At 40.4% G+C, this 22,785-nt stretch carries 15 protein-coding genes; 9 read left to right on the forward strand and 6 right to left on the reverse strand.

The window, feature by feature from the left end:
* Positions 1 to 256 precede the first annotated feature (256 nt).
* The 3 genes from ompC to pncB form a co-directional block, all read right to left on the reverse strand.
* Positions 257 to 1,372, reverse strand: coding sequence for a porin OmpC (gene ompC, locus RB151_RS06705; RefSeq protein ID WP_269466238.1), 1,116 nt, complete (start codon positions 1,370 to 1,372; stop codon positions 257 to 259).
* Between the two features lie 568 nt (positions 1,373 to 1,940).
* On the reverse strand, positions 1,941 to 3,341 hold the full coding sequence (gene asnS / locus RB151_RS06710; RefSeq protein WP_071547897.1) for an asparagine--tRNA ligase: 1,401 nt from the start codon (positions 3,339 to 3,341) through the stop codon (positions 1,941 to 1,943).
* Between the two features lie 490 nt (positions 3,342 to 3,831).
* On the reverse strand, positions 3,832 to 5,037 hold the full coding sequence (pncB, locus tag RB151_RS06715; protein WP_071547898.1) for a nicotinate phosphoribosyltransferase: 1,206 nt from the start codon (positions 5,035 to 5,037) through the stop codon (positions 3,832 to 3,834).
* Positions 5,038 to 5,589: 552 nt separating this feature from the next.
* Here pncB and pepN point away from each other — a divergent pair.
* The 3 genes from pepN to RB151_RS06730 all read left to right on the forward strand — a co-directional run bounded on the left by pepN (position 5,590) and on the right by RB151_RS06730 (position 10,703).
* Positions 5,590 to 8,208, forward strand: coding sequence for an aminopeptidase N (gene pepN, locus RB151_RS06720; RefSeq protein ID WP_048606602.1), 2,619 nt, complete (start codon positions 5,590 to 5,592; stop codon positions 8,206 to 8,208).
* A gap of 658 nt (positions 8,209 to 8,866) precedes the next feature.
* Complete coding sequence (gene pyrD, locus RB151_RS06725) at positions 8,867 to 9,877, forward strand: quinone-dependent dihydroorotate dehydrogenase (protein WP_042846451.1); 1,011 nt, start codon at positions 8,867 to 8,869, stop codon at positions 9,875 to 9,877.
* A gap of 280 nt (positions 9,878 to 10,157) precedes the next feature.
* Positions 10,158 to 10,703 (forward strand): cell division protein ZapC, encoded by a 546-nt coding sequence (locus RB151_RS06730; protein ID WP_042846450.1) that lies wholly within the window; start codon positions 10,158 to 10,160, stop codon positions 10,701 to 10,703.
* A gap of 136 nt (positions 10,704 to 10,839) precedes the next feature.
* On the opposite strand, the gene RB151_RS06735 is transcribed toward RB151_RS06730, so the two are convergent.
* Positions 10,840 to 11,955 (reverse strand): YcbX family protein, encoded by a 1,116-nt coding sequence (locus RB151_RS06735; protein ID WP_071547899.1) that lies wholly within the window; start codon positions 11,953 to 11,955, stop codon positions 10,840 to 10,842.
* 99 nt (positions 11,956 to 12,054) lie between these two features.
* Between RB151_RS06735 and rlmKL the strand changes: the two genes are divergently transcribed.
* From rlmKL to rmf, 6 genes are all read left to right on the forward strand, one after another.
* Positions 12,055 to 14,163, forward strand: a complete 2,109-nt coding sequence (gene rlmKL, locus RB151_RS06740; RefSeq protein ID WP_071547900.1) for a bifunctional 23S rRNA (guanine(2069)-N(7))-methyltransferase RlmK/23S rRNA (guanine(2445)-N(2))-methyltransferase RlmL — start codon at positions 12,055 to 12,057, stop codon at positions 14,161 to 14,163.
* Positions 14,164 to 14,175: 12 nt separating this feature from the next.
* Positions 14,176 to 16,083 carry an ABC transporter ATP-binding protein gene (locus tag RB151_RS06745; protein WP_042846447.1) on the forward strand — a complete coding sequence of 636 codons (1,908 nt, stop codon included), beginning with the start codon at positions 14,176 to 14,178 and terminating at the stop codon, positions 16,081 to 16,083.
* A gap of 30 nt (positions 16,084 to 16,113) precedes the next feature.
* Positions 16,114 to 17,394 (forward strand): membrane integrity-associated transporter subunit PqiA, encoded by a 1,281-nt coding sequence (pqiA, locus tag RB151_RS06750; protein WP_071547901.1) that lies wholly within the window; start codon positions 16,114 to 16,116, stop codon positions 17,392 to 17,394.
* A complete protein-coding gene (gene pqiB / locus RB151_RS06755; RefSeq protein WP_042846445.1) occupies positions 17,391 to 19,040 on the forward strand; it encodes an intermembrane transport protein PqiB in 1,650 nt (549 codons plus the stop codon). Before pqiA ends, pqiB begins: the two co-directional genes overlap by 4 nt.
* Positions 19,040 to 19,594 (forward strand): membrane integrity-associated transporter subunit PqiC, encoded by a 555-nt coding sequence (gene pqiC / locus RB151_RS06760; protein WP_042846443.1) that lies wholly within the window; start codon positions 19,040 to 19,042, stop codon positions 19,592 to 19,594. Before pqiB ends, pqiC begins: the two co-directional genes overlap by 1 nt.
* Positions 19,595 to 19,946: 352 nt before the next feature.
* Positions 19,947 to 20,117, forward strand: coding sequence for a ribosome modulation factor (gene rmf, locus RB151_RS06765; RefSeq protein ID WP_004909639.1), 171 nt, complete (start codon positions 19,947 to 19,949; stop codon positions 20,115 to 20,117).
* Between the two features lie 145 nt (positions 20,118 to 20,262).
* Here rmf and fabA read toward each other — a convergent pair whose 3' ends face one another.
* The gene (gene fabA / locus RB151_RS06770) at positions 20,263 to 20,781 is read right to left on the reverse strand and encodes a bifunctional 3-hydroxydecanoyl-ACP dehydratase/trans-2-decenoyl-ACP isomerase (protein WP_042846441.1); all 519 of its coding nucleotides are present in this window, start codon (positions 20,779 to 20,781) and stop codon (positions 20,263 to 20,265) included.
* A gap of 96 nt (positions 20,782 to 20,877) precedes the next feature.
* A complete protein-coding gene (locus tag RB151_RS06775; RefSeq protein WP_071547902.1) occupies positions 20,878 to 22,614 on the reverse strand; it encodes an AAA family ATPase in 1,737 nt (578 codons plus the stop codon).
* Between the last annotated feature and the right edge of the window lie 171 nt (positions 22,615 to 22,785).

Genomic DNA, 22,785 nt, shown 5'->3' on the forward strand with positions numbered 1-22,785 from the left:
GTCGAGTTATCAGGGTAACGTGAGAAAGGCGTTTTGCCAACCGTTTTGCGATAAATTGGCGAGATCTTGTGAGCTAGGTAGGAATTGCATGTAATCTAACCATAAATATCTATAAAGTTGGTGAATCAGTCTGTCTTGTCGATATAGTGGTTTGATGTATAAAAATTTAGTCAGCGTTTAAAGGCAAAAAAAGCAGCGCCGGAGCGCTGCTTGCAAAAACATGTTACCGTTTTCTAACTTATCAGTTAACTGATAATTAGAATTGGTAAACTAAACCTAAACCAACAACGTTATCAGTGTTGATACCAGCAGCTTTAGTGAAGCTGTTGTCATCTAACAGGTTGATTTTATAATCAACAACTGCAGACATGTTTTTGTTGAAGTAGTAGTAAGAACCAACAGAAATATATTTTAGGATGTCTTCGTTACCATAGCTAACACCAGCACGGTTGTTCAGGCTCTTACCTTTAGACTGTACATAAGCAACAGATGGTTTTAAACCGAAATCAAACAGGTATTGACCTACTAATTCAATGTTTTCAGTTTTGTTAGCAACTAAATCATCTTTACCGTAGTGAGTCATGTTCAGAGTTTGACCATACATCGCTGCTAAATAAAGGTTGTTAGCGTCAAATTTCGCACCAACGTTCCATGCTTGAGCACGGTCACCAGTAGCTTCTGATTTTTTCTGGTTTTCAGTACGAGCAGAGTTAGAGTAACCACCACCCAGTGTTACACCCCAGCCTAAGTCATAAGCTGTTGAGAAACCGTAGCCATCACCGTTGTTTTTGTAAACATCAGAAACGCCAGATTTGTTAGTTTCGGTATTTTTACCTTGATATTGCAGAGCGAAGCTCAGACCATCAACATAACCGAACGCGTTGTTGTTACGGTAAGTTAATAGGTTACGGTTACGACCAGTCATGTAAGTATCAGTCTGAGCCATAGAGTCGCCGCCCCATAATGGCAGAACGTCGGTCCATGCAGCTGTATCATATACAACACCGTAGTTACGGCCGTAATCGATTGAACCGAAGTCAGCAAATTTCAGACCTGCGTATGCTAAACGGTTTTTGTTGTCATTGTTGTTTTCAGTTTTGTTGGTTTTAGTTTCCCACTCGAAACGACCAAAACCTGTCAGTTGATCAGTGATTTGAGTATCACCTTTCAGACCTAAACGAACACGTGAATCATCACCATCTTCGCTCTTAGTTCCATTGCTGCCTTTACCATCTGCAAAGTAGTGACGAACGTCAACTTTACCGTAAACGTCTAATTTGTTGCCGTCTTTGTTGTATACTTCAGCTGCGTTTGCTGCACCAGCAGCTAACAGAGCTGGGATAACCATTGCAAGAATATTGCGTTTCATCATTATTATTACCCTCATTGGTGTTATTCGGACACCTGCCACTGCCAAAAATAATTCTCAAAAAATAATTGGAACTATTTATGAGAGATTAGTGTCGTCTATGTCGGCGACCAGTGTTCCATTGCTAAATAAATTTATCCACCCTCAAAGTGCTACAAAATCAAAGTTTCTGAAACAAATGGTAACAAGGTGTTTCAAAATGTAAAAAATAGAGTAAAAAACAACCACTCATCGTACCAGTTTAAAAAATATTACAAAAAAGAGGGAACTTTTTCAAAAGATAATTTGAGCTTTTTTTGAGCAACTTAGGCCAGTTAAGTTGAAGATTTATGATTAGCAAAAAGCAAAAATATAATAAAAAAGCAGATTATTCTTAGCGGTAGCAGGCAGTGCGTTACTTTACGGATAATTATAAGGTATTAAGGGAAAAGTTGTGATCTACTTAATATTTTACTGTAATTTAATGTAACGCATTGGAATGATTAGCCAATGAAAGCATTATTGAACAAAAAAGCGGACCAAAATATGTTTAGTCCGCTTTTTACATCACTATTGCACCAAAAAAACGCAATTAGAATGCAGCGTTTCTAGGCGTACGAGGGAATGGGATCACCTCACGCACGTTACCAACACCAGTGACATAAGCCACTAAACGCTCAAAGCCAAGGCCGAAACCAGAGTGAGGCACAGTGCCATAACGGCGCAGATCACGATACCACCAGTAATCTTCTTTATTCATGCCCATTTCTTCAAGGCGTGCATCAAGCATATCAAGGCGTTCTTCACGTTGTGAACCACCGATGATTTCACCAATACCCGGTGCGAGAACGTCCATTGCAGCAACAGTTTTACCGTCTTCATTTAAGCGCATATAGAAAGCTTTGATGTCTTTCGGATAGTTTTTTACTACCACAGGCGCTTTAAAGTGCTGTTCAGCTAAGTAGCGCTCATGTTCAGATGACATATCGACACCCCAGTAAACTGGGTTTTCGAATTTCTGACCACAGGTTTCAAGGATTTTGATCGCGTCGGTGTAATCAACTTGGGCAAAATCAGAGTTAACAAAGCTTTCTAAGCGAGTGATAACGTCTTTATCGACACGTTGAGCAAAAAACTCTAAGTCGTCACGGCGTTCTTCAAGCGCGGCTTTAAAGGCGAATTTCAGCATTTTTTCTGCTAGGCCTGCAACATCATCTAAGTTAGCGAAAGCAACTTCAGGTTCAACCATCCAGAACTCAGCTAAGTGGCGGCTGGTATTGGAGTTTTCAGCACGGAAGGTTGGGCCAAAAGTGTACACTTTGCTCAGTGCAGTTGCATAGGCTTCACCATTTAACTGGCCTGAAACCGTTAAGAATGCTTCACGGCCAAAGAAGTCTTCACTGAAATCGACTTCGCCCTTGTCATTACGCGGCAAGTTATTGTAATCCAGTGTGGAGACACGGAACATTTCACCTGCGCCTTCGGTATCAGAGGCAGTAATGATAGGGGTTGAAACCCAGAAGTAACCTTGCTCATCAAAGAAACGATGTATCGCTTGTGCTAAGGTATGGCGCACGCGTGCAACCGCACCGATTAAATTGGTTCGAGGGCGTAGGTGTGCGGCTTCTCGTAAGAATTCAACGCTATGGCGTTTCGCTGCCATAGGGTAAGTTTCAGGGTCTTCAACCCAACCAACCACCTTGACTGCGGTTGCATCAAGTTCAAAGGACTGCCCTTGGCCTTGAGACTCTTTTATAACGCCCGTAACCTGAACAGAACAACCCGTAGTTAGGTGCAGGACTTCATCATTATAATTAGGTAAGTTATTATTGATGATAGCCTGTAACGGATTAAAGCAAGAACCGTCATAAACGGCGAGGAAAGAAAAACCCGCTTTTGAATCTCTTCTTGTACGTACCCAGCCTTGAACGGTGACTTCTGTGCCTACCGCCACTCGGCCTTGCAGTACGTCGACTACAGGCGCTACTATCATATAATTCACTCTCTTCATATTAACAATATCTACTTTACTATCTCAATCCGTCATACTTCGAGCTGTAGATGCGTTGGCTTCACAAACTGACCCTAGTCACATACTTATGTATCCTCTTAGGGCCCAATTTGTTTGCCGTCTTTCTACAACTCGAATTATTTAGGATGCCATTCAAGCTGTATTAAATTCATTTTTTAATTGCATTGCGGTGTTGTTAGTTAAAGCGCAAAACAACCAGTGTATGATAAATAAAACAGTAAAGTAGGGGTATACTTACGAAATCCCATGTTTCAGGGGCCAAAGCTCTATGTTACTTGCCATTTATTAGGAAACAAGTAAAAAATCACGATAAAATATTTCTGTTTAAGTGATGAGGATTTATCGAGCTTAAAAGCTATAGTAATAGTAAGTGAATAAAAGAAAAAGGGGTTTTAAAGCCCCGATAAGAAAAATGTCAATTCTTATTCAGAGCTTTAAGGTTGTTACGTGATTAGCAGGCTTTAGGGAGGTCAAACGCTTTTCTCAGTTGGTTAACGAACTCATCATCTTCGCAAATCGTTTTACCTGGGCTATCAGATAACTTAGCAACCGGTTTACCGTTACATTCCACTAATTTAATCACGATATTCAGTGGCGTAACATGGGGAATATTACAGGTTAGGCGCGTACCAATACCAAATACAAGATTAACCCGCTTGTGGAAATAGCGGTATAACTCCAGTGCTTTTTGTAGATCTAGGCTGTCTGAAAACACCAAAGTTTTACTCATTGGGTCAATACCTAACTTCTCATAATGAGCGATTGCTTTTTCGCCCCATTCGATAGGGTCCCCTGAATCATGGCGTAACCCTTGATAGCGTTTGGCGAAATTAGCATCAAAATCACGTAGGAAAGCATCCATCGTGATGCAGTCCGTTAAGGCAACACCGAGGTGATTAGGGTATTCATCTAACCAAATTTGCAAAGCCTCACGCTGGCTATTTGCTAATTCAGGGCTGATTTGCTGGTGCGCTTGGAACCATTCGTGGGCTTGGGTTCCTACTGGCGCAAGATCTAGCTCATGCGCGAGCTTGTAATTACTGGTGCCAACAAGGTAAGGGAATTCCTGTTTCAAGATAGCCACAATGGCTGATTGGACACCGTATGAGAAGCGGCGCCGCGTCCCAAAGTCCATCAGCTTAAAGCCGGATAGGTCAAGTTGGTGCTCGTCAGCTTGTTGGTAAAAAACATCTAACAGTTTTTTCAGTTGTTGGACCGCATCATCAGTTGTGATGTTTGGGTGCCTATCTCGTTGCACGATTTCACTTACTAGGGCAAGAAGAGGAACTTCCCACATAATCACTTCGCGCCAAGGGCCACTAATGCGTATTGCCAGTTGCCCTTCGTCAGTCACACTAACAACCACTTGTTGTGGGTTAAAACGAAATGATTTTAGCCATGTAAGATAGTCTTCATGGAAAAAAGGTAAGCGGCGGAGAAAATTTAATTCATCATCAGTCAGTGATAGTTTTGCCATCTGCTGGATTTGTTGCCTGATTTCAGTAGCGTAGCTACCTAATATATCGCTACTACGGCAGCGAAACTCAGCGACAACCGGTACCTGATGATAACGGTGGAAAACGGCCTGCTGCATATGAAGCTTATAAGCGTCGGTATCAAGCAGTGATGTAATAATTGGTGTAGCGTCTAAGTTCATGGCACGCAGACATCCTCGCGGAGCTTATCTTTATGACTAAGGCTGTTTGTTTTTATAGGGATAACTCACAGAGTTTAAACTTGAAATTCACCCCATTAAAAAAACAAAATAAAACAGCACGTAGCAATTAGCTAAATCGTTAAAGTTGCAAAAGTATACCCACTTTACCAAAAGATAGAAGCGTTATTCTACCTGTCTGTTTTAAGAGGGCATTCGCAAGCTCAATTCACGCATTCGCTTTTATGTAAAGTAGTTAAATCAGGTAAATACATTTCAGTCATACCGTATCTCGTCATTACATACAAAAGCATTAATCACGAAAAGATACTAACATGCTATAAAATATTTGATAGTGCTATAGCACCAACAAACAAACGATTGTGTAACAAAATTAGCTAGGGTGAGAAATAGAAAGGTAACATCAATATTAAAATGGATAACACATTATGATGAAAATGTTTCTCAAATCCATTCACATTATTGTGTCTTATAGTATTGTATGAAGTAACGAAGCAGTACGATATCGGATATAACAAATTAGAAAGGTTACATATGACCCAGTTAAGACAAGCGAAATACCGTCAAGATTATCAATCCCCCGATTATACCATTACAGCGATTGACCTCGATTTTAATCTTGACCCTGTAAAGACGGTTGTGACAGCAACTAGTCAGGTAAAACGCCTTAATGCGCAGTCATCAACGCTTGAGCTCAATGGTGAAAACTTATCGTTAATTAGTCTCGAAATAGAGGGTAAAGCATGGGAAAACTATCACGAAGTTGATGGTAAGTTAGTGATTGAAGCACTACCAGAATCTTTTACCTTGCGTATTGTGAATGAAATTAGCCCTGAAAAAAATACTGCATTAGAAGGTTTGTATGTTTCTGGTGATGCTTTATGTACCCAATGCGAAGCAGAAGGTTTCCGCCATATTACGTATTACCAAGACCGGCCAGATGTTTTAGCGCGCTATACCACAACAATTACCGCGGATAAGTCTCGCTACCCTTATTTACTTTCAAATGGTAACCGTATTGCAGAAGGTGAATTAGAAGGCGGGCGTCATTGGGTTAAATGGGAAGATCCCTTCCCAAAACCAAGTTATTTATTTGCCGTCGTTGCCGGTGATTTTGATGTTTTAAAAGATGTGTTTGTTACGCGCAGTGGCCGCGAAGTGGCGTTAGAACTGTTTGTTGATAAAGGCAATTTAGACCGCGCACCTTGGGCAATGCAGTCTCTGAAAAATGCAATGAAGTGGGATGAAGAGCGTTTTGGCTTAGAGTATGACCTTGATATCTATATGATTGTTGCTGTTGATTTCTTCAATATGGGTGCAATGGAAAATAAAGGTCTTAACGTTTTTAATTCTAAATATGTCTTAGCTAAAAGCGAGACAGCAACAGATAAAGATTATCTCAATATCGAGTCAGTCATTGGGCATGAATATTTCCATAATTGGACAGGTAACCGAATCACTTGTCGTGATTGGTTCCAGTTAAGCTTAAAAGAAGGGTTAACGGTTTTCCGTGACCAAGAATTTAGTTCTGACTTAGGTTCCCGCTCTGTTAACCGCATTAACAATGTAAAAGTGATGCGATCAGCCCAATTCGCTGAAGATTCAAGCCCAATGGCGCACCCAATTCGCCCAGACAAAGTGATCGAAATGAATAATTTCTATACGTTGACTGTGTACGAAAAGGGCTCCGAAGTGATCCGTATGATCCATACCCTGTTGGGCGAAGAAATGTTCCAAGCCGGTATGCAACTTTATATTCATCGCCATGATGGTAGTGCAGCAACTTGTGATGATTTTGTACAAGCAATGGAAGATGCTTCAAATGTCGATTTATCACTATTTCGCCGTTGGTACAGCCAATCAGGTACACCAATACTTACGGTACGAGATGAATATTCAGCAGAAAAACAACAGTATACCCTGCATGTGAAGCAAATGACGCCGCCAACGGCTGACCAAACTGAAAAATTGCCATTACATATCCCTTTAGATATTGAGCTATATGCTGAAGATGGTAGCGTGATTGCGTTAAAACGTGATGGTAGTGCTGTTAACTCTGTTTTAAATATTACTCAAGAGTCACAAACATTTGTATTTGATGAAGTGGCAAGCCGTCCGGTTCCTTCATTATTACGGGAGTTTTCTGCTCCAGTAAAACTGGATTATAACTATACCGATGAGCAACTTGCATTCTTGATGCAATATGCCAATAACGAGTTTTCCCGTTGGGATGCTGCTCAGCAACTGATTAATAACTACGTAAAAATTAATGTCGCTAACTATCAGAAAGGGGAAGAGTTAGTTTTACCTGAATCTGTCGTTGATGCATTTAGAGCGGTGTTATTGAGTGAATCAATTGACCCTGCGTTAGCAGCGTTGATCTTGACATTACCATCAGAAAGCGAACTTGCTGAACTGTTTGCCATTATTGACCCTGTCGCCATTCACGAGGTGCTGAACTTTATCCACCATAAACTTGCGGTAGACATGCAGGATGAGTTATTGGCTGTTTACCATTCGGTCAATATCACGGGTTATCGCGTTGATCATCAGGACATTGCCAAACGTGCATTACGTAATATTTGCCTCCAATATTTGGCTGCGGGTGATGACATTGAACTAGCGAATAAGTTAGTGCAAGAACAATACCAATCTGCGGATAATATGACCGATTCTCTTGCTGCATTAACGGCAGCGAATGAATCTCAGTTACCGTGCAAAGCACAGCTAATGGCTGATTTTGATGAACGCTGGCATCATGATGGCTTGGTGATGGATAAGTGGTTTACATTACAAGGGGCAAACCCATCGAAAGAGGTGCTATCGCATGTGCGTGAGCTGTTAAATCACCGTTCATTTAGCATGAGTAACCCAAATCGAGTAAGGTCGCTAGTAGGGGCATTTGCCGCGGGGAACCCAGTTAATTTCCATGCGGAAGATAGCAGCGGTTATCAGTTCCTATATGAGATCTTGGTTGATCTGAACACGCGTAATCCGCAAGTTGCATCAAGGTTGATCGAACCATTGATCCGTTTAAAACGTTATGACGAAAAGCGTCAGGCTCAAATGCGTAAAGTGCTTGAACAATTGAAAGCCCTAGATAACCTTTCTGGTGATTTATTTGAGAAAATCACCAAAGCATTAGAAAGCTAATTATTACACCATTACACTATTTTTATATGATGGGCTAATGAGCGCTACTCAGAGGCGATAAGAAAGTAAAAATAGGCTTTTGGTTTAGAACTAAAGGGGAAGATTAACCGTCTTCCCCTTTTTAATTTTTGATTTTGCTATGGTTTATCAGTTTAATAATGTGAACTGTAAAAACTAAGCGATGATATGGTTTTTAGCTCGGCAAGCTTTTAACTTAGATGGGCGTTTTCCCTTATTTTAGTCATAAGGGGCTCGGTAGACGTTGAGTGGTAACTCATAATTTTCAGTCGTGATGACATAGTTTCTTCCCCCTGCTGGTGTGTTACTATAAGCTTTCCATCCAACAAATAGTTAGATGAATAATTTAATTATAAATCAATACGATACAAGTATTTTTGATGGGAGTGGTTGTTTCCCCAGAGTTTGAGTGAATTAAAGAGCCCTTTATTATTTGTTGTTATTAGAGGCACAAAACAGAATATATTGATCTTTTCATAGTAAAGTTGCCCCTAAATAGGGTAGTCTATTGCGCGTTTTATCCGACGAAAAATAGTTCGCACAGTTAAAACTCAACAAGAACCCTTTGGTGGGGGTTTTAGCATGCGCGGTATGATGTCTATTTTATTGAAACGCACTAGCAGAAAATAGGTTATTGGATATGCTATATCATCTTGCCCGAAAGGCACTATTCCAGTTCGACCCCGAAAAAGCACATGAATTGACTTTTCGCCAGCTTCAACGTTTGAACCATTCCCCTTTTCAATGCCTTATTCGTCAATCTGTTGCTACCAAACCAGTTCAATGCATGGGGCTTTCTTTTAAAAACCCCCTTGGCCTCGCTGCTGGTCTCGATAAAGATGGTGAATGTATCGATGCGTTTGGCGCAATGGGGTTTGGGTTTATTGAAATAGGGACTGTGACTCCCCGTCCTCAATCTGGTAATGATAAGCCAAGGTTATTCCGACTCGTTGAAGCTGAGGGTTTAATCAACCGAATGGGCTTTAATAATAAAGGTGTTGATAACCTCGTAGAGAATGTCAAAAAGGCTAATTACGGTGGAATTATTGGTATCAATATTGGTAAGAATAAAGATACACCGGTAGAACAAGGTAAAGATGATTATTTAATTTGCATGGATAAGGTATATGCCCATGCAGGCTATATTGCGATTAATATTTCCTCACCAAATACACCGGGCTTACGTACATTACAATACGGTGAGGCTCTCGATGATTTATTGAGTGGTATAAAAGCGAAGCAACTTGAGTTGCAATCATTACATCAAAAATATGTGCCAGTTGCGGTGAAAGTAGCGCCTGATTTATCTGAAGAAGAAATTATTCAAGTTACAGATAGCTTAGTGAGGCATAATATAGATGGGGTGATTGCTACAAATACAACGCTAGATCGCTCCCTCGTTCAGGGGTTAAACCATTGCAATGAAACGGGTGGGTTGAGTGGGCGGCCTGTACAATTAAAAAGTACGCAAGTTATTAAACTTATTTCACGTGAATTAAATGGTAAGTTACCAATAATTGGTGTGGGTGGAATTGATTCGCTTACAGCGGCGCGTGAAAAAATGGAAGCAGGCGCTTCATTAATTCAAATTTATTCTGGTTTTATTTACCATGGACCAAAATTAATTAAAGATATTGTCAATCATATCTAATAAATTGTAAATTTACTTAACAAGGGGGTTTCTTTATTCCCCCTTTTAAACTATATTGCTAATAGTGGCTATTTTTATATCAAATTGATATCAATTTTCAGTAAATTTGTTGTTTAGACAATGTAATATCCAGTTACAATTAAACGACATGACTTAATCTATGAAAGCTTAATTTGTGAGAATTTAATCTATAAAAATTGCCGCAGAGTAAATTTAGGGAAGATCATTATGATGATCGTTCCTATTATATATTTACCGATAAATCGCTGAAGGATCGTTTATGAATATTAAACCTGATGATCATTGGCGTTGGTATTTTGATCATGACCATGACAGGGTGATGTTAGATCTCGCCAACGGCATGATATTTCGTTCATGTTTTCCCGCTAAAATGTTAACTGCATTTGCTCGTAGTGAAATGCCATTTAGCATTGAAGATGCAGGGGAATATTATTTATTTGATGAGCAAGCAAAGAGACTAAATATTACGCAAGAAGAAAGAGCGGAATTAGTCTTAAATAGCTTGGTTGCTTTTCGTTTTCTAAAACCACAGATGCCGAAAAGTTGGTATTTTTCTTCTTTTCATTATATTAATGCGCCTAAACAGGGGCAAATAATTCAGGTGTGTTTAGAAAATACCAGTCGTTATTTTTCATTTATTATTGCAGAAGCGGGCCCTTCAGCAAGCTTGTGTTTATTAGCTGAACCAGTTTTAGAATTACCCGATCGTACTTTAAGGTTTTGTGATCCAATTAAGATCATGAACGATCGTATGCTTGAGTATTCATCAAAGACGAAGCGGCAGTTATATGGCAACGTTATTTAGTTGATCGTCAGTGATCAAATAAAAAGAAAATGAATAAAAACTAAATGTCCGACTTAGATAACTAATGTAGTTATAGGTATTCTAACACCATCATAATATAAAATTGCTGATGGTGTTAATGAGCCATAATAAACGTTTAGTTAAGTGCTAATTTGAGCGAAGTTTTTGGAATACAGCTACAGGACAATATATAGCCGTTTTCTTTAATTGCACTTTGTTTTAGCGGTGTGACCTCACCAGAAATAAGCTTAATTTTACAGCGCCCACAAATACCCGCTCGGCAGGAATAGGGAATGGATAAACCGTGAGATTCCAGTTGCTCGAGGACCACATTTTGGTTATCACCTTGATATTCTGTTTCTTCAAAAATTAAACTGACATTGTCGACTGTAGAATTTAAGCTTGGGCTTGGGCTTTCAGCTTCTCTTTTTTGCGTTATATATTGTTTAGCTGGTTTGGTTTCTAATACTGTTAGCGTATCACCAACACGAATAATCCCCGTATTTTTAGCCATAACATTTTGACCAAAATCCACGTCACCATTTTCATCAGTACGGAAGGTTTGCAACGTGGCCAATGGTTCACTATTAGGGTGTTTTATCCCTTTCTCGGGGCTGACAGTGGTTAAAATACAACGACTGCATGGTTTATCTAGAGTAAAGATAACATCACCGATTTGAATGGTTTTCCAAGTATCTTCTTCAAAAGGTTTAGCGCCAGTAATAATTAGGTTGCCACGAAATTGTTCTAGCTTAATACTGGCAGGGCAACGGCCTTGGAGTTCTTGAACGGATGCTTCATTAATGAGTAGAAAAGGGTAACCATCAGCAAAAGATACGGGAACATCTTGATGATTTTTCACTCTTCTAGACAATTGAGTGCTGAGCCAACGTAGTTGTACTGGCTCATCAAAAAAGGTACTTAACCAGCTATTTACCTGCTGGGGAGCAATCAGTGCATGAAAATGATTTCCCCAAACCTCAGTAGGGCTCTGTTTATCATCAAAGTCCTGATACAATACCGTTGCACTTTCGCCATTAGGTGCTTGTAGGTGTAACCCATTGTTAAGCATAACGGGTGTAAACAGTAACATTTGCGGGTATTTTCTTGCCGTAATAAATTTACCTTCCAGCGTGGTTACCATAAAATTACGATCAAAAGTCAAACCGCTAGTATCTGCGAAGGCATGTGATAAACGTACCCCTCGCATAGATTTAACTGGGTGTGTATAAAGGCGCGAAAGCGTAATCATTTTTTAATCCTTATAATTGTTGCGCAGCAACTTTATGACAACTGCATAAGATTAGCTATAATGCGCAACAATTTTTCATCAAAATCGGTAATAAATACTATGAATTCTCTGTTTGCCAGCACAGCTCGTGGCCTAGAAGAACTACTGAAAACGGAATTGGAAGCGCTTGGCGCTAGCCAGTGCAAAATTGCGCAAGGGGGTGTCTACTTTCAGGTCGATGAACGAGGCATGTACCAAAGCCTGCTGTGGAGTCGTTTGGCATCGCGTATTTTATTGCCACTGAATGATTTTGATGTCTACAGTGACTTAGACTTATACCTCGGTGTGCAAGCTATCGATTGGACTGAGATTTTTTCAGTTAATGACACTTTTGTCGTGCATTTTACAGGCACCAACGAAGAGATCCGCAATAGCCAATATGGTGCATTAAAGGTGAAAGATGCAATTGTTGATAGCTTCGTGCGCAAATTAGACCAACGGCCGGATGTTGCTCGCCAGCAAGCAGATATTCGTATTAATGTTTATTTGAATAAAGAAAGAGCCAGTGTTGCACTTGATTTAAGCGGCGATTCTTTGCATATCCGTGGTTATCGTGACCTTGCTGGGCAAGCACCGCTGAAAGAGACCCTTGCAGCAGCTATTATTAATCGCTCAGGGTGGCAGCAAGGGACTCCATTAGTTGACCCAATGTGCGGTTCAGGAACCTTGTTAATTGAAGCCGCAATGATGGCAACAGACAAAGCTCCGGGTTTACACCGTACCCATTGGGGTTTTTATGCATGGTCGAAATTTAACGCTGAATTATGGCGCGAGTTAACGACGGAAGCACAAGTGCGTTTTCGTCAAGGCTTGAAAGAAACGACATCACGTTTTTATGGTTTTGATATCGATAAGCGTGTACTAGAAATGGCGCGTGCCAACGCGCGCCGTGCAGGGCTACAAGACTTAATCACCTTTAAACAAGGTGATGCCGCTGCATTGGAAAACCCAGTTAACACTGATACGGTAGGGGCAATTATCAGTAACCCGCCTTATGGTGAGCGTTTAGAAAGTGAGCCTGCCTTAATTGCACTGCATAGCCAGTTAGGGCGTATTGTGAAGGCCCGTTTCCCAGGTTGGCGTTTATCGATTTTTAGTGCTTCTCCTGAGTTACTTAGCTGCTTGCAATTGCGTTCAGAACGTGAATTTAAAGCCAAAAATGGCCCTTTAGACTGTGTGCAAAAGAACTATCAATTAGCTGCTACGCCATCAGAAACCGTGGCTGAAATTTCACCTGATTTCGCTAACCGCTTACGTAAAAATTTGAAAAAGTTAAGTAAGTGGGCAAAACAGCAAGGTATTGATAGTTACCGTATTTATGATGCGGATTTACCTGAGTACAACGTGGCGGTTGATATTTATGGTAGCAAAGTGGTGATTCAAGAATACGCACCACCAAAAACCGTGGATGAACGTAAGGCTCGCCAGCGGTTATTTGACGTGATCACGGCGACAATGAATGTGCTTGAGCTTACCTCTAATCAGTTAGTATTGAAAACGCGTCAACGCCAAAAAGGCAAGCAGCAATATGAAAAATTAGCCCAAAAAGATGATTTCTTTTTAGTGCAAGAATACAACGCAAAACTGTTGGTTAACTTAACTGATTATCTTGATACTGGGTTATTCCTTGACCATCGTATTGCCCGTAAAATGTTAGGGCAAATGAGTAAAGACGCGGATTTCCTAAACTTATTCTGTTACACCGGTTCTGCAACTGTACACGCAGGTTTAGGTGGGGCAAAAAGTACGACTTCCGTTGATATGTCGAGGACTTACCTTGAGTGGGCAGAGAAAAACCTGCAAGCAAACGGGTTAACGGGTCGCCAACATCGCTTAATCCAAGCTGATTGTTTGAGTTGGTTAGCCAATAGTACTGAGCAATTTGATCTGATCTTTATCGATCCCCCTACATTTTCAAATTCAAAACGTATGGATGGTACATTTGATGTACAACGCGACCATGTGCAATTAATTACACATTTAAAACGGTTACTGCGTCGTGGTGGAACTGTGATGTTCTCTAATAACAAACGCGGTTTCAAAATGGATATTGAAGCGATGCAAGAATTAGGGTTACAAGCGCAGGAAATTACTGCTAAAACACTTTCAGAAGATTTTGCTCGTAACCGTCAAATACATAACTGCTGGTTAATTCGCCACGCAGAGTAAAGGATAGAATCAATGGCTTTAATTAATTTATCGGGTGCATACCTTGCTTTTAGTGATGCTCCGTTACTTGATAATACTGAAATTCACATTGAAGATAACGAACGCGTTTGTCTGGTTGGGCGCAATGGCGCGGGTAAATCAACACTTATGCGAGTGTTAACCAAAGAACAGCCACTGGATGATGGGCAACTTATTTATGAGCAGGACTTAATTGTTGCTCGTTTACAACAAGACCCACCACGTAATATCGAAGGGACTATTTTTGATTTTGTTGCTGAAGGCGTTGCTGAACAAGCTCAATACCTGAAAGATTATCATCATGTCGCTAAATTGGTTGAACATGACCCTAGTGAGAAAAATTTAAATAAATTATCTGAATTACAAGAAGTGTTAGATAACCGTAATTTATGGTTATTAGACTCTCGTATCAGTGATGTGCTGAAAAAACTCGGTTTACCTGCGGATGCAGAACTATCCTCATTATCGGGTGGTTGGCTACGTAAAGCGGCTTTAGGTCGTGCTTTAGTTAGCAACCCGCGGGTCTTGTTTTTAGATGAGCCGACTAACCATTTAGATATTGAAACGATCCTCTGGTTGGAAACTTTCTTAAAGGATTTCCAAGGTAGTATTGTTTTCATTTCGCACGACCGTTCTTTTATCCGCAATATGGCAACCCGTATTATCGATTTAGATCGTGGACAATTAGCGTCTTGGCCGGGCAATTATGATGATTACTTGGTCAGTAAAGAAGAAGCTTTGCGTGTTGAAGAGATGCAAAATGCAGAGTTTGACCGCAAATTAGCGCAAGAAGAGACGTGGATCCGCCAAGGGATCAAAGCAAGACGTACGCGTAACGAAGGGCGGGTTCGTGCCTTGAAAGCGTTACGTGTTGAACGCTCACAGCGCCGTGAGGTTATGGGCACGGCGAAAATGCAAGTCGGTGAAGCTTCTCGCTCTGGGAAAATTGTTTTTGAAATGGAAAATGTTAACTATCAAGTTGACAATAAAGTCCTGGTCAAAGACTTTTCTGCTCAAGTTATGCGTGGTGATAAAATCGCATTAGTAGGGCCAAATGGTTGTGGTAAAACCACGTTATTGCGCTTAATGCTTGGCGATTTACAGGCAAATAGTGGGCGTGTGCACTGTGGAACCAAATTGGAAGTGGCGTATTTTGACCAGCACCGTGCTGCATTAGACCCTGATAAAACGGTCATGGATAACTTGGCAGAAGGCAAGCAAGAAGTGATGGTTAACGGTAAGCCACGCCACGTATTAGGGTATTTACAGGACTTTATGTTCCCTCCTAAACGTGCAATGACACCGGTTAGAGCTCTTTCAGGTGGGGAACGTAACCGCTTGTTATTAGCTCGCTTATTCTTAAAACCAAGTAATTTATTAATTCTCGATGAACCAACAAATGACTTGGATGTAGAAACGCTTGAGTTACTTGAAGAACTTGTTGATGGCTATCAAGGTACAGTCTTGCTCGTCAGCCATGACCGAGAGTTCGTTGATAACAGTGTAACTGAGTGCTGGATTTTTGAAGGTAACGGTGTCATCAACCGGTATGTGGGTGGGTATTTTGATGCTCAGAAACAAAGAGCACAAACCGTGAGTTTAAAAGTTGAACAAACGAGTAAAGTAGCTGCCCAAGATAAGGTGGCTAAACCAAAAGAAGCTGTAAAGCGTGCAAATAAATTAAGCTATAATTTATTGCGTGAGCTGGAACAGTTACCTGCGAAACTTGAGCAACTTGAAGCTGAAATTGAGGCTTTACAAGCTACGATTGGTGATGCTGATTTCTTTAATCAGCCTCATGAAGTCACTGAAAAAGCGTTGACTAATTTAGCGGCTAAAGAGTCTGAATTAGAACAGGCCTTTGACCGTTGGCAAGAGCTTGAATTACTTAAAAACGGCTAAGTTAGCTTTAATTAGAGGAGCAAATACACTTTGTGTACCCATGAGTCTCATGAACATGTTCTTTGCCCTCAGTGTGACATGTTGGTTGCAGTCCCTGAGTTGGAACAAGGGAGCAAAGCAACATGTCCGCGCTGCGAGACTACATTAGTCTCAAAGTGGCGGTATCCATATAAGCAACCAGCAGCATATGCATTTAGTGCATTAATTATGCTGTTTGTTGCTTGCTTGTTCCCTTTTGTGAAAATGGGGGCGGCAGGAATTGAAAATGAAATATCGTTATTTCAGATAATCGAAATTATATCGGCTACCCGCTATAGTGGGTTGGCGTTATTTTTTCTGTTTTTTTCTTTGATTATCCCAGCATTTTGCATGATCACAATTATTCTCTTAGGGTTGCAAGTTCATATTCCTAAGGGATTAAAGGTCGTGAGCACTCGCATTTTATTCCAAATGAAAGCTTGGTGCATGGCGGAAATATTTTTAGCTGGGGTTTTAGTTAGCTTTGTGAAACTGATTGCTTATGGTGATATCGGAATAGGCTTAAGTTTTTTACCTTACTGTTTGTTTTGCATGTTGCAGGTAAGGGCATTTCAATGTTTAGACCGCCATTGGCTTTGGAACCGTATTGAAGCACCGCCAAAACTAGAGCTACCATTAAAAGTAGGTCAAACAGGTATTAAGCAAAACGTACGTTTATGCCTTGTTTGCACGGCTATTTTACCAGCGGAACAATCACAGTGCCCACGGTGTTTTTCCCGTGGAAGTGTACGTAAACACCAAAGTTTGCAGTGGACATTAGCACTGCTCGTTACTTCAATCATGCTGTATATTCCCGCTAATGTGTTACCCATGATGACGACATATACACTGGGCAGCGCATTAAATTCAACCATTATTGATGGGGTTATTCTATTGTGGGAGGATGGTTCTTATCCTGTTGCTATGGTCATTTTTATTGCCAGTATCATGGTACCTACGTTAAAAATGATTGGTATTGCATGGCTTTGCCTTGATTCACAAGGATATGGCAATCGAGACCCTCATCGGATGCATTTTATTTATGAGCTAGTGGAATATGTGGGGCGTTGGTCAATGATTGATGTATTTGTGATCACGATTTTAGCCTCTTTGGTTCAAATGGGCCAGTTGATGAGTATCGTGCCAGCAATGGGGATTATTTTCTTTGGTGTTGTTGTTATTCTCACAATGTTTGCAGCGATGACGTTTGACCCAAGGTTAACTTGGGATCGTTGTGAAAGGAAAAACGCAGTAAACACGAATGCTGTTGAACAAGAAGGAGTCGTCGGGTGACCTCACAAGAAACATCACAGGCCAATGCCAAAGTTAGTAAGTTAAAAAGTTGGTCACCAGTTTGGGTGATCCCAATAGTAACTGTCTTAATTGGTGCTTGGGTATTATTTTACCATTTTAGCAACCAAGGCCCGGAAGTGACGCTAATCACTTACAATGCTGAGGGAATAGAAGCAGGTAAAACGAAAATTAAAAGTCGTAGCGTCGATATTGGCGTCGTTGAAAGCGTCACTCTTGATGATAATTTTAGTCGGGTGTTAATAAAAGCGCGCTTAAATAATGACATGAAGGATTTACTACGTGCTGATTCATCATTCTGGATTGTTAAGCCTACAATCGGGCGTGATGGTGTGACAGGGTTAGGTACTTTACTTTCAGGGGCTTATATTGAACTTCAGCCTGGGGTAGAGGCCAAAGAAAACTTTGAATTTACTTTATTGGACACACCTCCTCTTGCATCACCGGATGCAAAAGGGATACGAGTAGCATTAGTCAGCGATAAAGCAGGGCAATTAAACCCTGGTGACCCAGTATTATTCCGTGGTTATCGTGTTGGGTCAGTTGAAACTAGCAATTTTGATATGGACAAGCGTGATATGCGCTACCAATTATTTATCAATGCTCCTTATGATAAGCTGATCAGCTCCAATGTGCGTTTCTGGAAAGACAGTGGAATTGCATTCGACATGTCATCCCAAGGTGTTCATGTTGAAATGGGGTCTATTGCGACATTACTGACAGGTGGTGTGAGTTTTGATGTGCCTACGGGGTGGGTTCCAGGTACGAGTGTTAAGGAAAATACAGAGTTCCGACTCTTTGATAACCAAAACAGTATTCAAAATTCACTGTATACAGAATACCAAGATTTTGTCTTGTTCTTCTCTGATTCTATTCGTGGGTTACAGCCTGGGGCACCAGTGGAATTCCGTGGTATTCGTTTAGGCACAGTGGCACAAGTGCCTTTCTATACCGAGGGGCTTGACCAATCTTTGGATAATGACTTTAGAATTCCTGTTCTAATTCATATCGAGCCAGAGCGTTTTTCAAAAGATGTTGGTGCGAATTTTAATTTAAAAAATGAATTAAAATTGGCTATGAAAGACGGATTAAGAGCATCGTTAAAATCGGGTAACTTTTTAACAGGTGCCCTGTTTGTTGATTTAGATTTTGACCCTAATGCTGAGCCTTATAAAGGGCCTACGGTAGTGGCTGGATATAAAATTATCCCAACGACCAGTGGTGGCTTAGCGCAAATCCAACAAAAAGTTATCGCGGTGTTGGATAAGATCAATAACATGCCAATTGAGCCAATGCTTAATCAAACGACACAAACATTAGCCGAAGGGCAAAAAGTGGTTAAAGAAGCCAATGCCATGTTGGTGGAATTAAACAAAGTCATGGGAAGTAAAGAGTTCCAAAACTTGCCTCATGACTTACAAAAAACACTGCAAGAAATGAACCGTGCAATGCAAGGTTTCCAACCGGGTTCACCTGCTTATAATAAAATGGTGGATAACATGCAGCGTTTAGACCAAGTATTGAGAGAAGTTCAGCCGCTTTTACGTACATTAAACAACAAGAGTAATGCATTAGTGTTTGAAGCGGAGCCGACTAAGGATGTAGAGCCGAAAGGAGTGAAAAAATAATGCGATATTTATTATCAGTATTTGTTTTATTGTTGGCAGCGTGTAGTAGTACGCCAGAGAAAAAGTATTATCAATTGCCAATAAAAACTCCTCAGGAACAATCAGCGGCAGTGATGGATAAAGGCCAAGTTTGGCTGCAGCGTATTATGTTGTCTGATGTATTAACTTCCAACGGTATTACTTACCAAACAACCGATGTGAGTTATACAAATGCGAGCACACATCTTTGGGCTAGCCCATTGGAACAACAGCTCGGGCAATCAATGGTGAGTGAATTATCCGCCGCATTACCGGATAAGCTAGTGTCTTTACAGCCATTACAGAATTCTCCAGATACACTGGATATCACTTTGACGGCATTTAATGGTCGATACGATGGAAAAGTGCTTATTCAAGGTTTTTGGACGCTTTCCCATGGTGATAAAGTCATTCGTCGTAATTTTGATGTGCAGTTAGACCAACAACAAGATGGGTATCCGGACTTGGTTCGTACATTGTCACTAGGCTGGCAACAAGTTGCTGATAATATTGCTAAAGAAATTGCAAAGTATTAGTTATTACCTAGTTAACTAATTAAATACACCTCAGATATATATGGTAAATATAAATTTCTGAGGTGTATTTTTTTTATCTTCAATAAGTAAATATATTTAATAAACTTATATGTAGTTAATAATAGTCACTTTATATGCTCTAATGTCATGATAAATAAAGTAAAATATTTCATAGTAAAATCAAATGATTATATTAATTGCCATATCTAAGTCACATTTATGCTATTTATGACAAATATATGAAAATCTTTACTTGATTTTCTTATCTGTGGGCGTTATTTCTATAAGGTACCTATTAATAAATAGTAGGTGCTGTTTTCTTTTCCATTTTTAATGATGAGGGAAGTAAGGCATGAAAAGACAGAAGCGAGATCGTTTAGAAAGAGCTTTATCAAGAGGTTATCAAGCAGGTTTAGCAGGGCGTTCTAAAGAGCTCTGCCCATATCAAGCAGTAGATGCTCGTTCGCATTGGCTAGGTGGTTGGCGAAAGGCGATGGAGGATCGAACCGTAGCGGTTGTGTAATCCAGAATTTATCTCATTTTTAAGGTTAAATAACCTGTCACTTTTTTATATTTAGGGTTTTTAACTTAAAGATACTAATCAATTTAAGAACCTCCGCCATTGCGGAGGTTTGCATTAATTAGCTCATAGCTTAGGCTTCTAAAAATTAGAATGCGCTTGTATCTTTGAATAAGCCAACTTTTAAATCCGTTGCGGTATAAATTGATTTACCATCAACTAAAACTTCACCATCTGCTAGCCCCATGATCAGCTTACGGTTAATTACACGTTTAAAGCTAATACGGTAAGTGACTTTTTTTGCAGTAGGTAGGACTTGGCCAGTAAATTTTACTTCGCCAACACCTAATGCACGGCCTCTACCTTCACCGCCAAGCCAGCCCAGATAGAAACCAACTAATTGCCACATTGCATCAAGCCCTAAGCAGCCTGGCATGACAGGATCATTGACAAAGTGGCAATCAAAGAACCAAAGGTCTGGATTGATATCCAGCTCAGCTTCAACATAGCCTTTATTATATGTACCACCGTCTTCAGTCATGCTGACGATACGATCCATCATCAACATGTTTCCTGATGGGAGTGGAGGACCATTTTCCCCAAATAACTCGCCTTTTCCAGAAGCAATTAAATCATCTTTTGTGTAGGATCCGCGTTTCTCAACCATGTTCTTCAGATAGCCTTTATTAAATGTAGGGGCACAGGATAGCTTACACTTGTACGCTGAACAACTCCGATCTGCTATTTTTTACGCAATCTTTACTTAACTCATCCATTTTAAGAACCAAGGAAGCCTTGCTTTATCCGGTGCGTTTGCTTGGTTAATACGCTCTTGAATTAAAGCTAACAGGTGTACGTTTTCTTCTTCAGCTTGCTGCTCAAAGTAAGGTTGCTTGGTCAATAATGTAATAGCTTGAGCGACATGTTCAACAGGCCAAATGTGGAATTGCCCTTCTTGTACCGCGCTAACGACTTCAGCTTTAGTGCATAAATGACGGATATTCGCCATTGGAATAATAACACCTTGCTCACCGGTTAAGCCCCGTTTGGCACAAATATCAAAGAAGCCTTCAATTTTTTCATTGACGCCACCAATCGGCTGGACGTAGCCAAATTGGTCAACTGCACCTGTAATAGCAATTTGTTGATCAATTGGTTGTAATGATAAAGCACTAATTAACGCACATAGCTCAGCCAGTGAGGCGCTATCACCATCAACCTCACCGTAGGATTGCTCAAAGACAATTGAGGCTGAGAAGGGCTGTGGTTGCTCTAATTTAAGCTCATAGTTTAAATAGGCTTGCATAATCATCATACCTTTTGCATGAATATTGCCACCTAATTCAGCTTTACGTTCTACGTCGGTAAATTCCCCATCACCTAGATGAGCCACACAAGTGATACGTGAGGGTTCTCCAATCGCTTCAGGGTGACCAGGGTATTGTAAAACGGATAACCCATTCACTTGCCCAATGACTTCCCCTTCAGTTTTAACGAAGATTTGCTCTTGCAAAATATCATCTTGCGTTCTTTCCATGAGGAAGTTGTGGCGCCATAGGCGGTTTTCGACCGCTTGATTAAATGAATTTTGAGTTAATAAGTTATTTTCTTGGTAATGAACCGCGTCCATTAAGCGCCTTGTAAGCCATGGAATATCAAGGGGAAGAGTAAATTTATCTTCACAATAGCGGGTTGCTTGATGAACCAAAGGTAACCAACCATCAACTGAGATATTTGGTAATTTATTGGAATCAATGATGGATTTAATATAACGCATCCATAATGTTAATTGTTGTTCATCCTCAAAGAACATGACTGGCTCATATTCACCATAAATTGCACTTTCAAATATTTCTGGTGAAGTATATTCAAACTCTTCTAAAGCAAGCCTATCACCAACAATAATAACTTTAAGTTCAAGAGGTTGTGGCTCGATTTCTATAGGTAAAGGTTGACTATCAGAATAGGATAACCATTCTAATTGCCGACGAATAACCATATCTTTTAAGCGATTCCACATTAAAGGTTGGCTAATGAGTGCATTAGCTGCAATCACTAATATGCCCCCATTAAGCTGATGTAATAGGCCAGGGACAAGGGTCAAAGATGGGGTTACATGACCAAATAGTTGCTCTGGTTCTATCCAATTACGGTATGCAATCGCTGTGCGAGATGAAAAGCGGCTTTTAATGCCATGTTTCCATTGAAAGGAATGTTTATCTTCAGATAATTGGTAGTCGCCATCAATAGTGTTGATATCTACAAGCAATGGGCCAATTGCATTAGCGTAAGTGCTAAGGTATTCCTCACTTTCATCAGACTTGATAAACATAAAGCGTGTTTGGGCAAATTCATCGACAAAATGTTGTATTCCATCGGACAATCTAGGCTGAATGTCTGACAGTGTTGTTGGGGACAACGTTTCTGAGGATACAAGTTTCGTCTGGAATGACGATAAGTTAGGAATGAGGCCTTGCCATGTTAGTTCTTGACTGATCACTATAATTATCTGCTATTAATAGGGTTATAAATAAAATGCCTGCCAATGAGCTGGGCGCATGTGCCTGAATTTGGTTTATTTAATAATTTGCCAAATAACATCGTTTGTTTTATAAACAATTTTCAGGCCTGTTAATTACCCAGTGGGCAAGCCTGCTATATTAGCCTTTGA

It is taken from the genome of Providencia rettgeri, from assembly GCF_001874625.1.
Lineage (GTDB): Bacteria > Pseudomonadota > Gammaproteobacteria > Enterobacterales > Enterobacteriaceae > Providencia > Providencia huashanensis.

Excerpts from the sequence above, each read along its gene's own strand:
- RB151_RS06745 (WP_042846447.1), top strand. The coding sequence starts at position 14,176 with ATGGCTTTAATTAATTTATCGGGTGCATACCTTGCTTTTAGTGATGCT.
- rmf (WP_004909639.1), top strand. The coding sequence starts at position 19,947 with ATGAAAAGACAGAAGCGAGATCGTTTAGAAAGAGCTTTATCAAGAGGT.
- ompC (WP_269466238.1), bottom strand. The coding sequence starts at position 1,372 with ATGATGAAACGCAATATTCTTGCAATGGTTATCCCAGCTCTGTTAGCT.
- pncB (WP_071547898.1), bottom strand. The coding sequence starts at position 5,037 with ATGAACTTAGACGCTACACCAATTATTACATCACTGCTTGATACCGAC.
- rlmKL (WP_071547900.1), top strand. The coding sequence starts at position 12,055 with ATGAATTCTCTGTTTGCCAGCACAGCTCGTGGCCTAGAAGAACTACTG.
- RB151_RS06730 (WP_042846450.1), top strand. The coding sequence starts at position 10,158 with ATGAATATTAAACCTGATGATCATTGGCGTTGGTATTTTGATCATGAC.
- asnS (WP_071547897.1), bottom strand. The coding sequence starts at position 3,341 with ATGATAGTAGCGCCTGTAGTCGACGTACTGCAAGGCCGAGTGGCGGTA.
- pqiC (WP_042846443.1), top strand. The coding sequence starts at position 19,040 with ATGCGATATTTATTATCAGTATTTGTTTTATTGTTGGCAGCGTGTAGT.
- fabA (WP_042846441.1), bottom strand. The coding sequence starts at position 20,781 with ATGGTTGAGAAACGCGGATCCTACACAAAAGATGATTTAATTGCTTCT.
- pyrD (WP_042846451.1), top strand. The coding sequence starts at position 8,867 with ATGCTATATCATCTTGCCCGAAAGGCACTATTCCAGTTCGACCCCGAA.
- RB151_RS06735 (WP_071547899.1), bottom strand. The coding sequence starts at position 11,955 with ATGATTACGCTTTCGCGCCTTTATACACACCCAGTTAAATCTATGCGA.
- pepN (WP_048606602.1), top strand. The coding sequence starts at position 5,590 with ATGACCCAGTTAAGACAAGCGAAATACCGTCAAGATTATCAATCCCCC.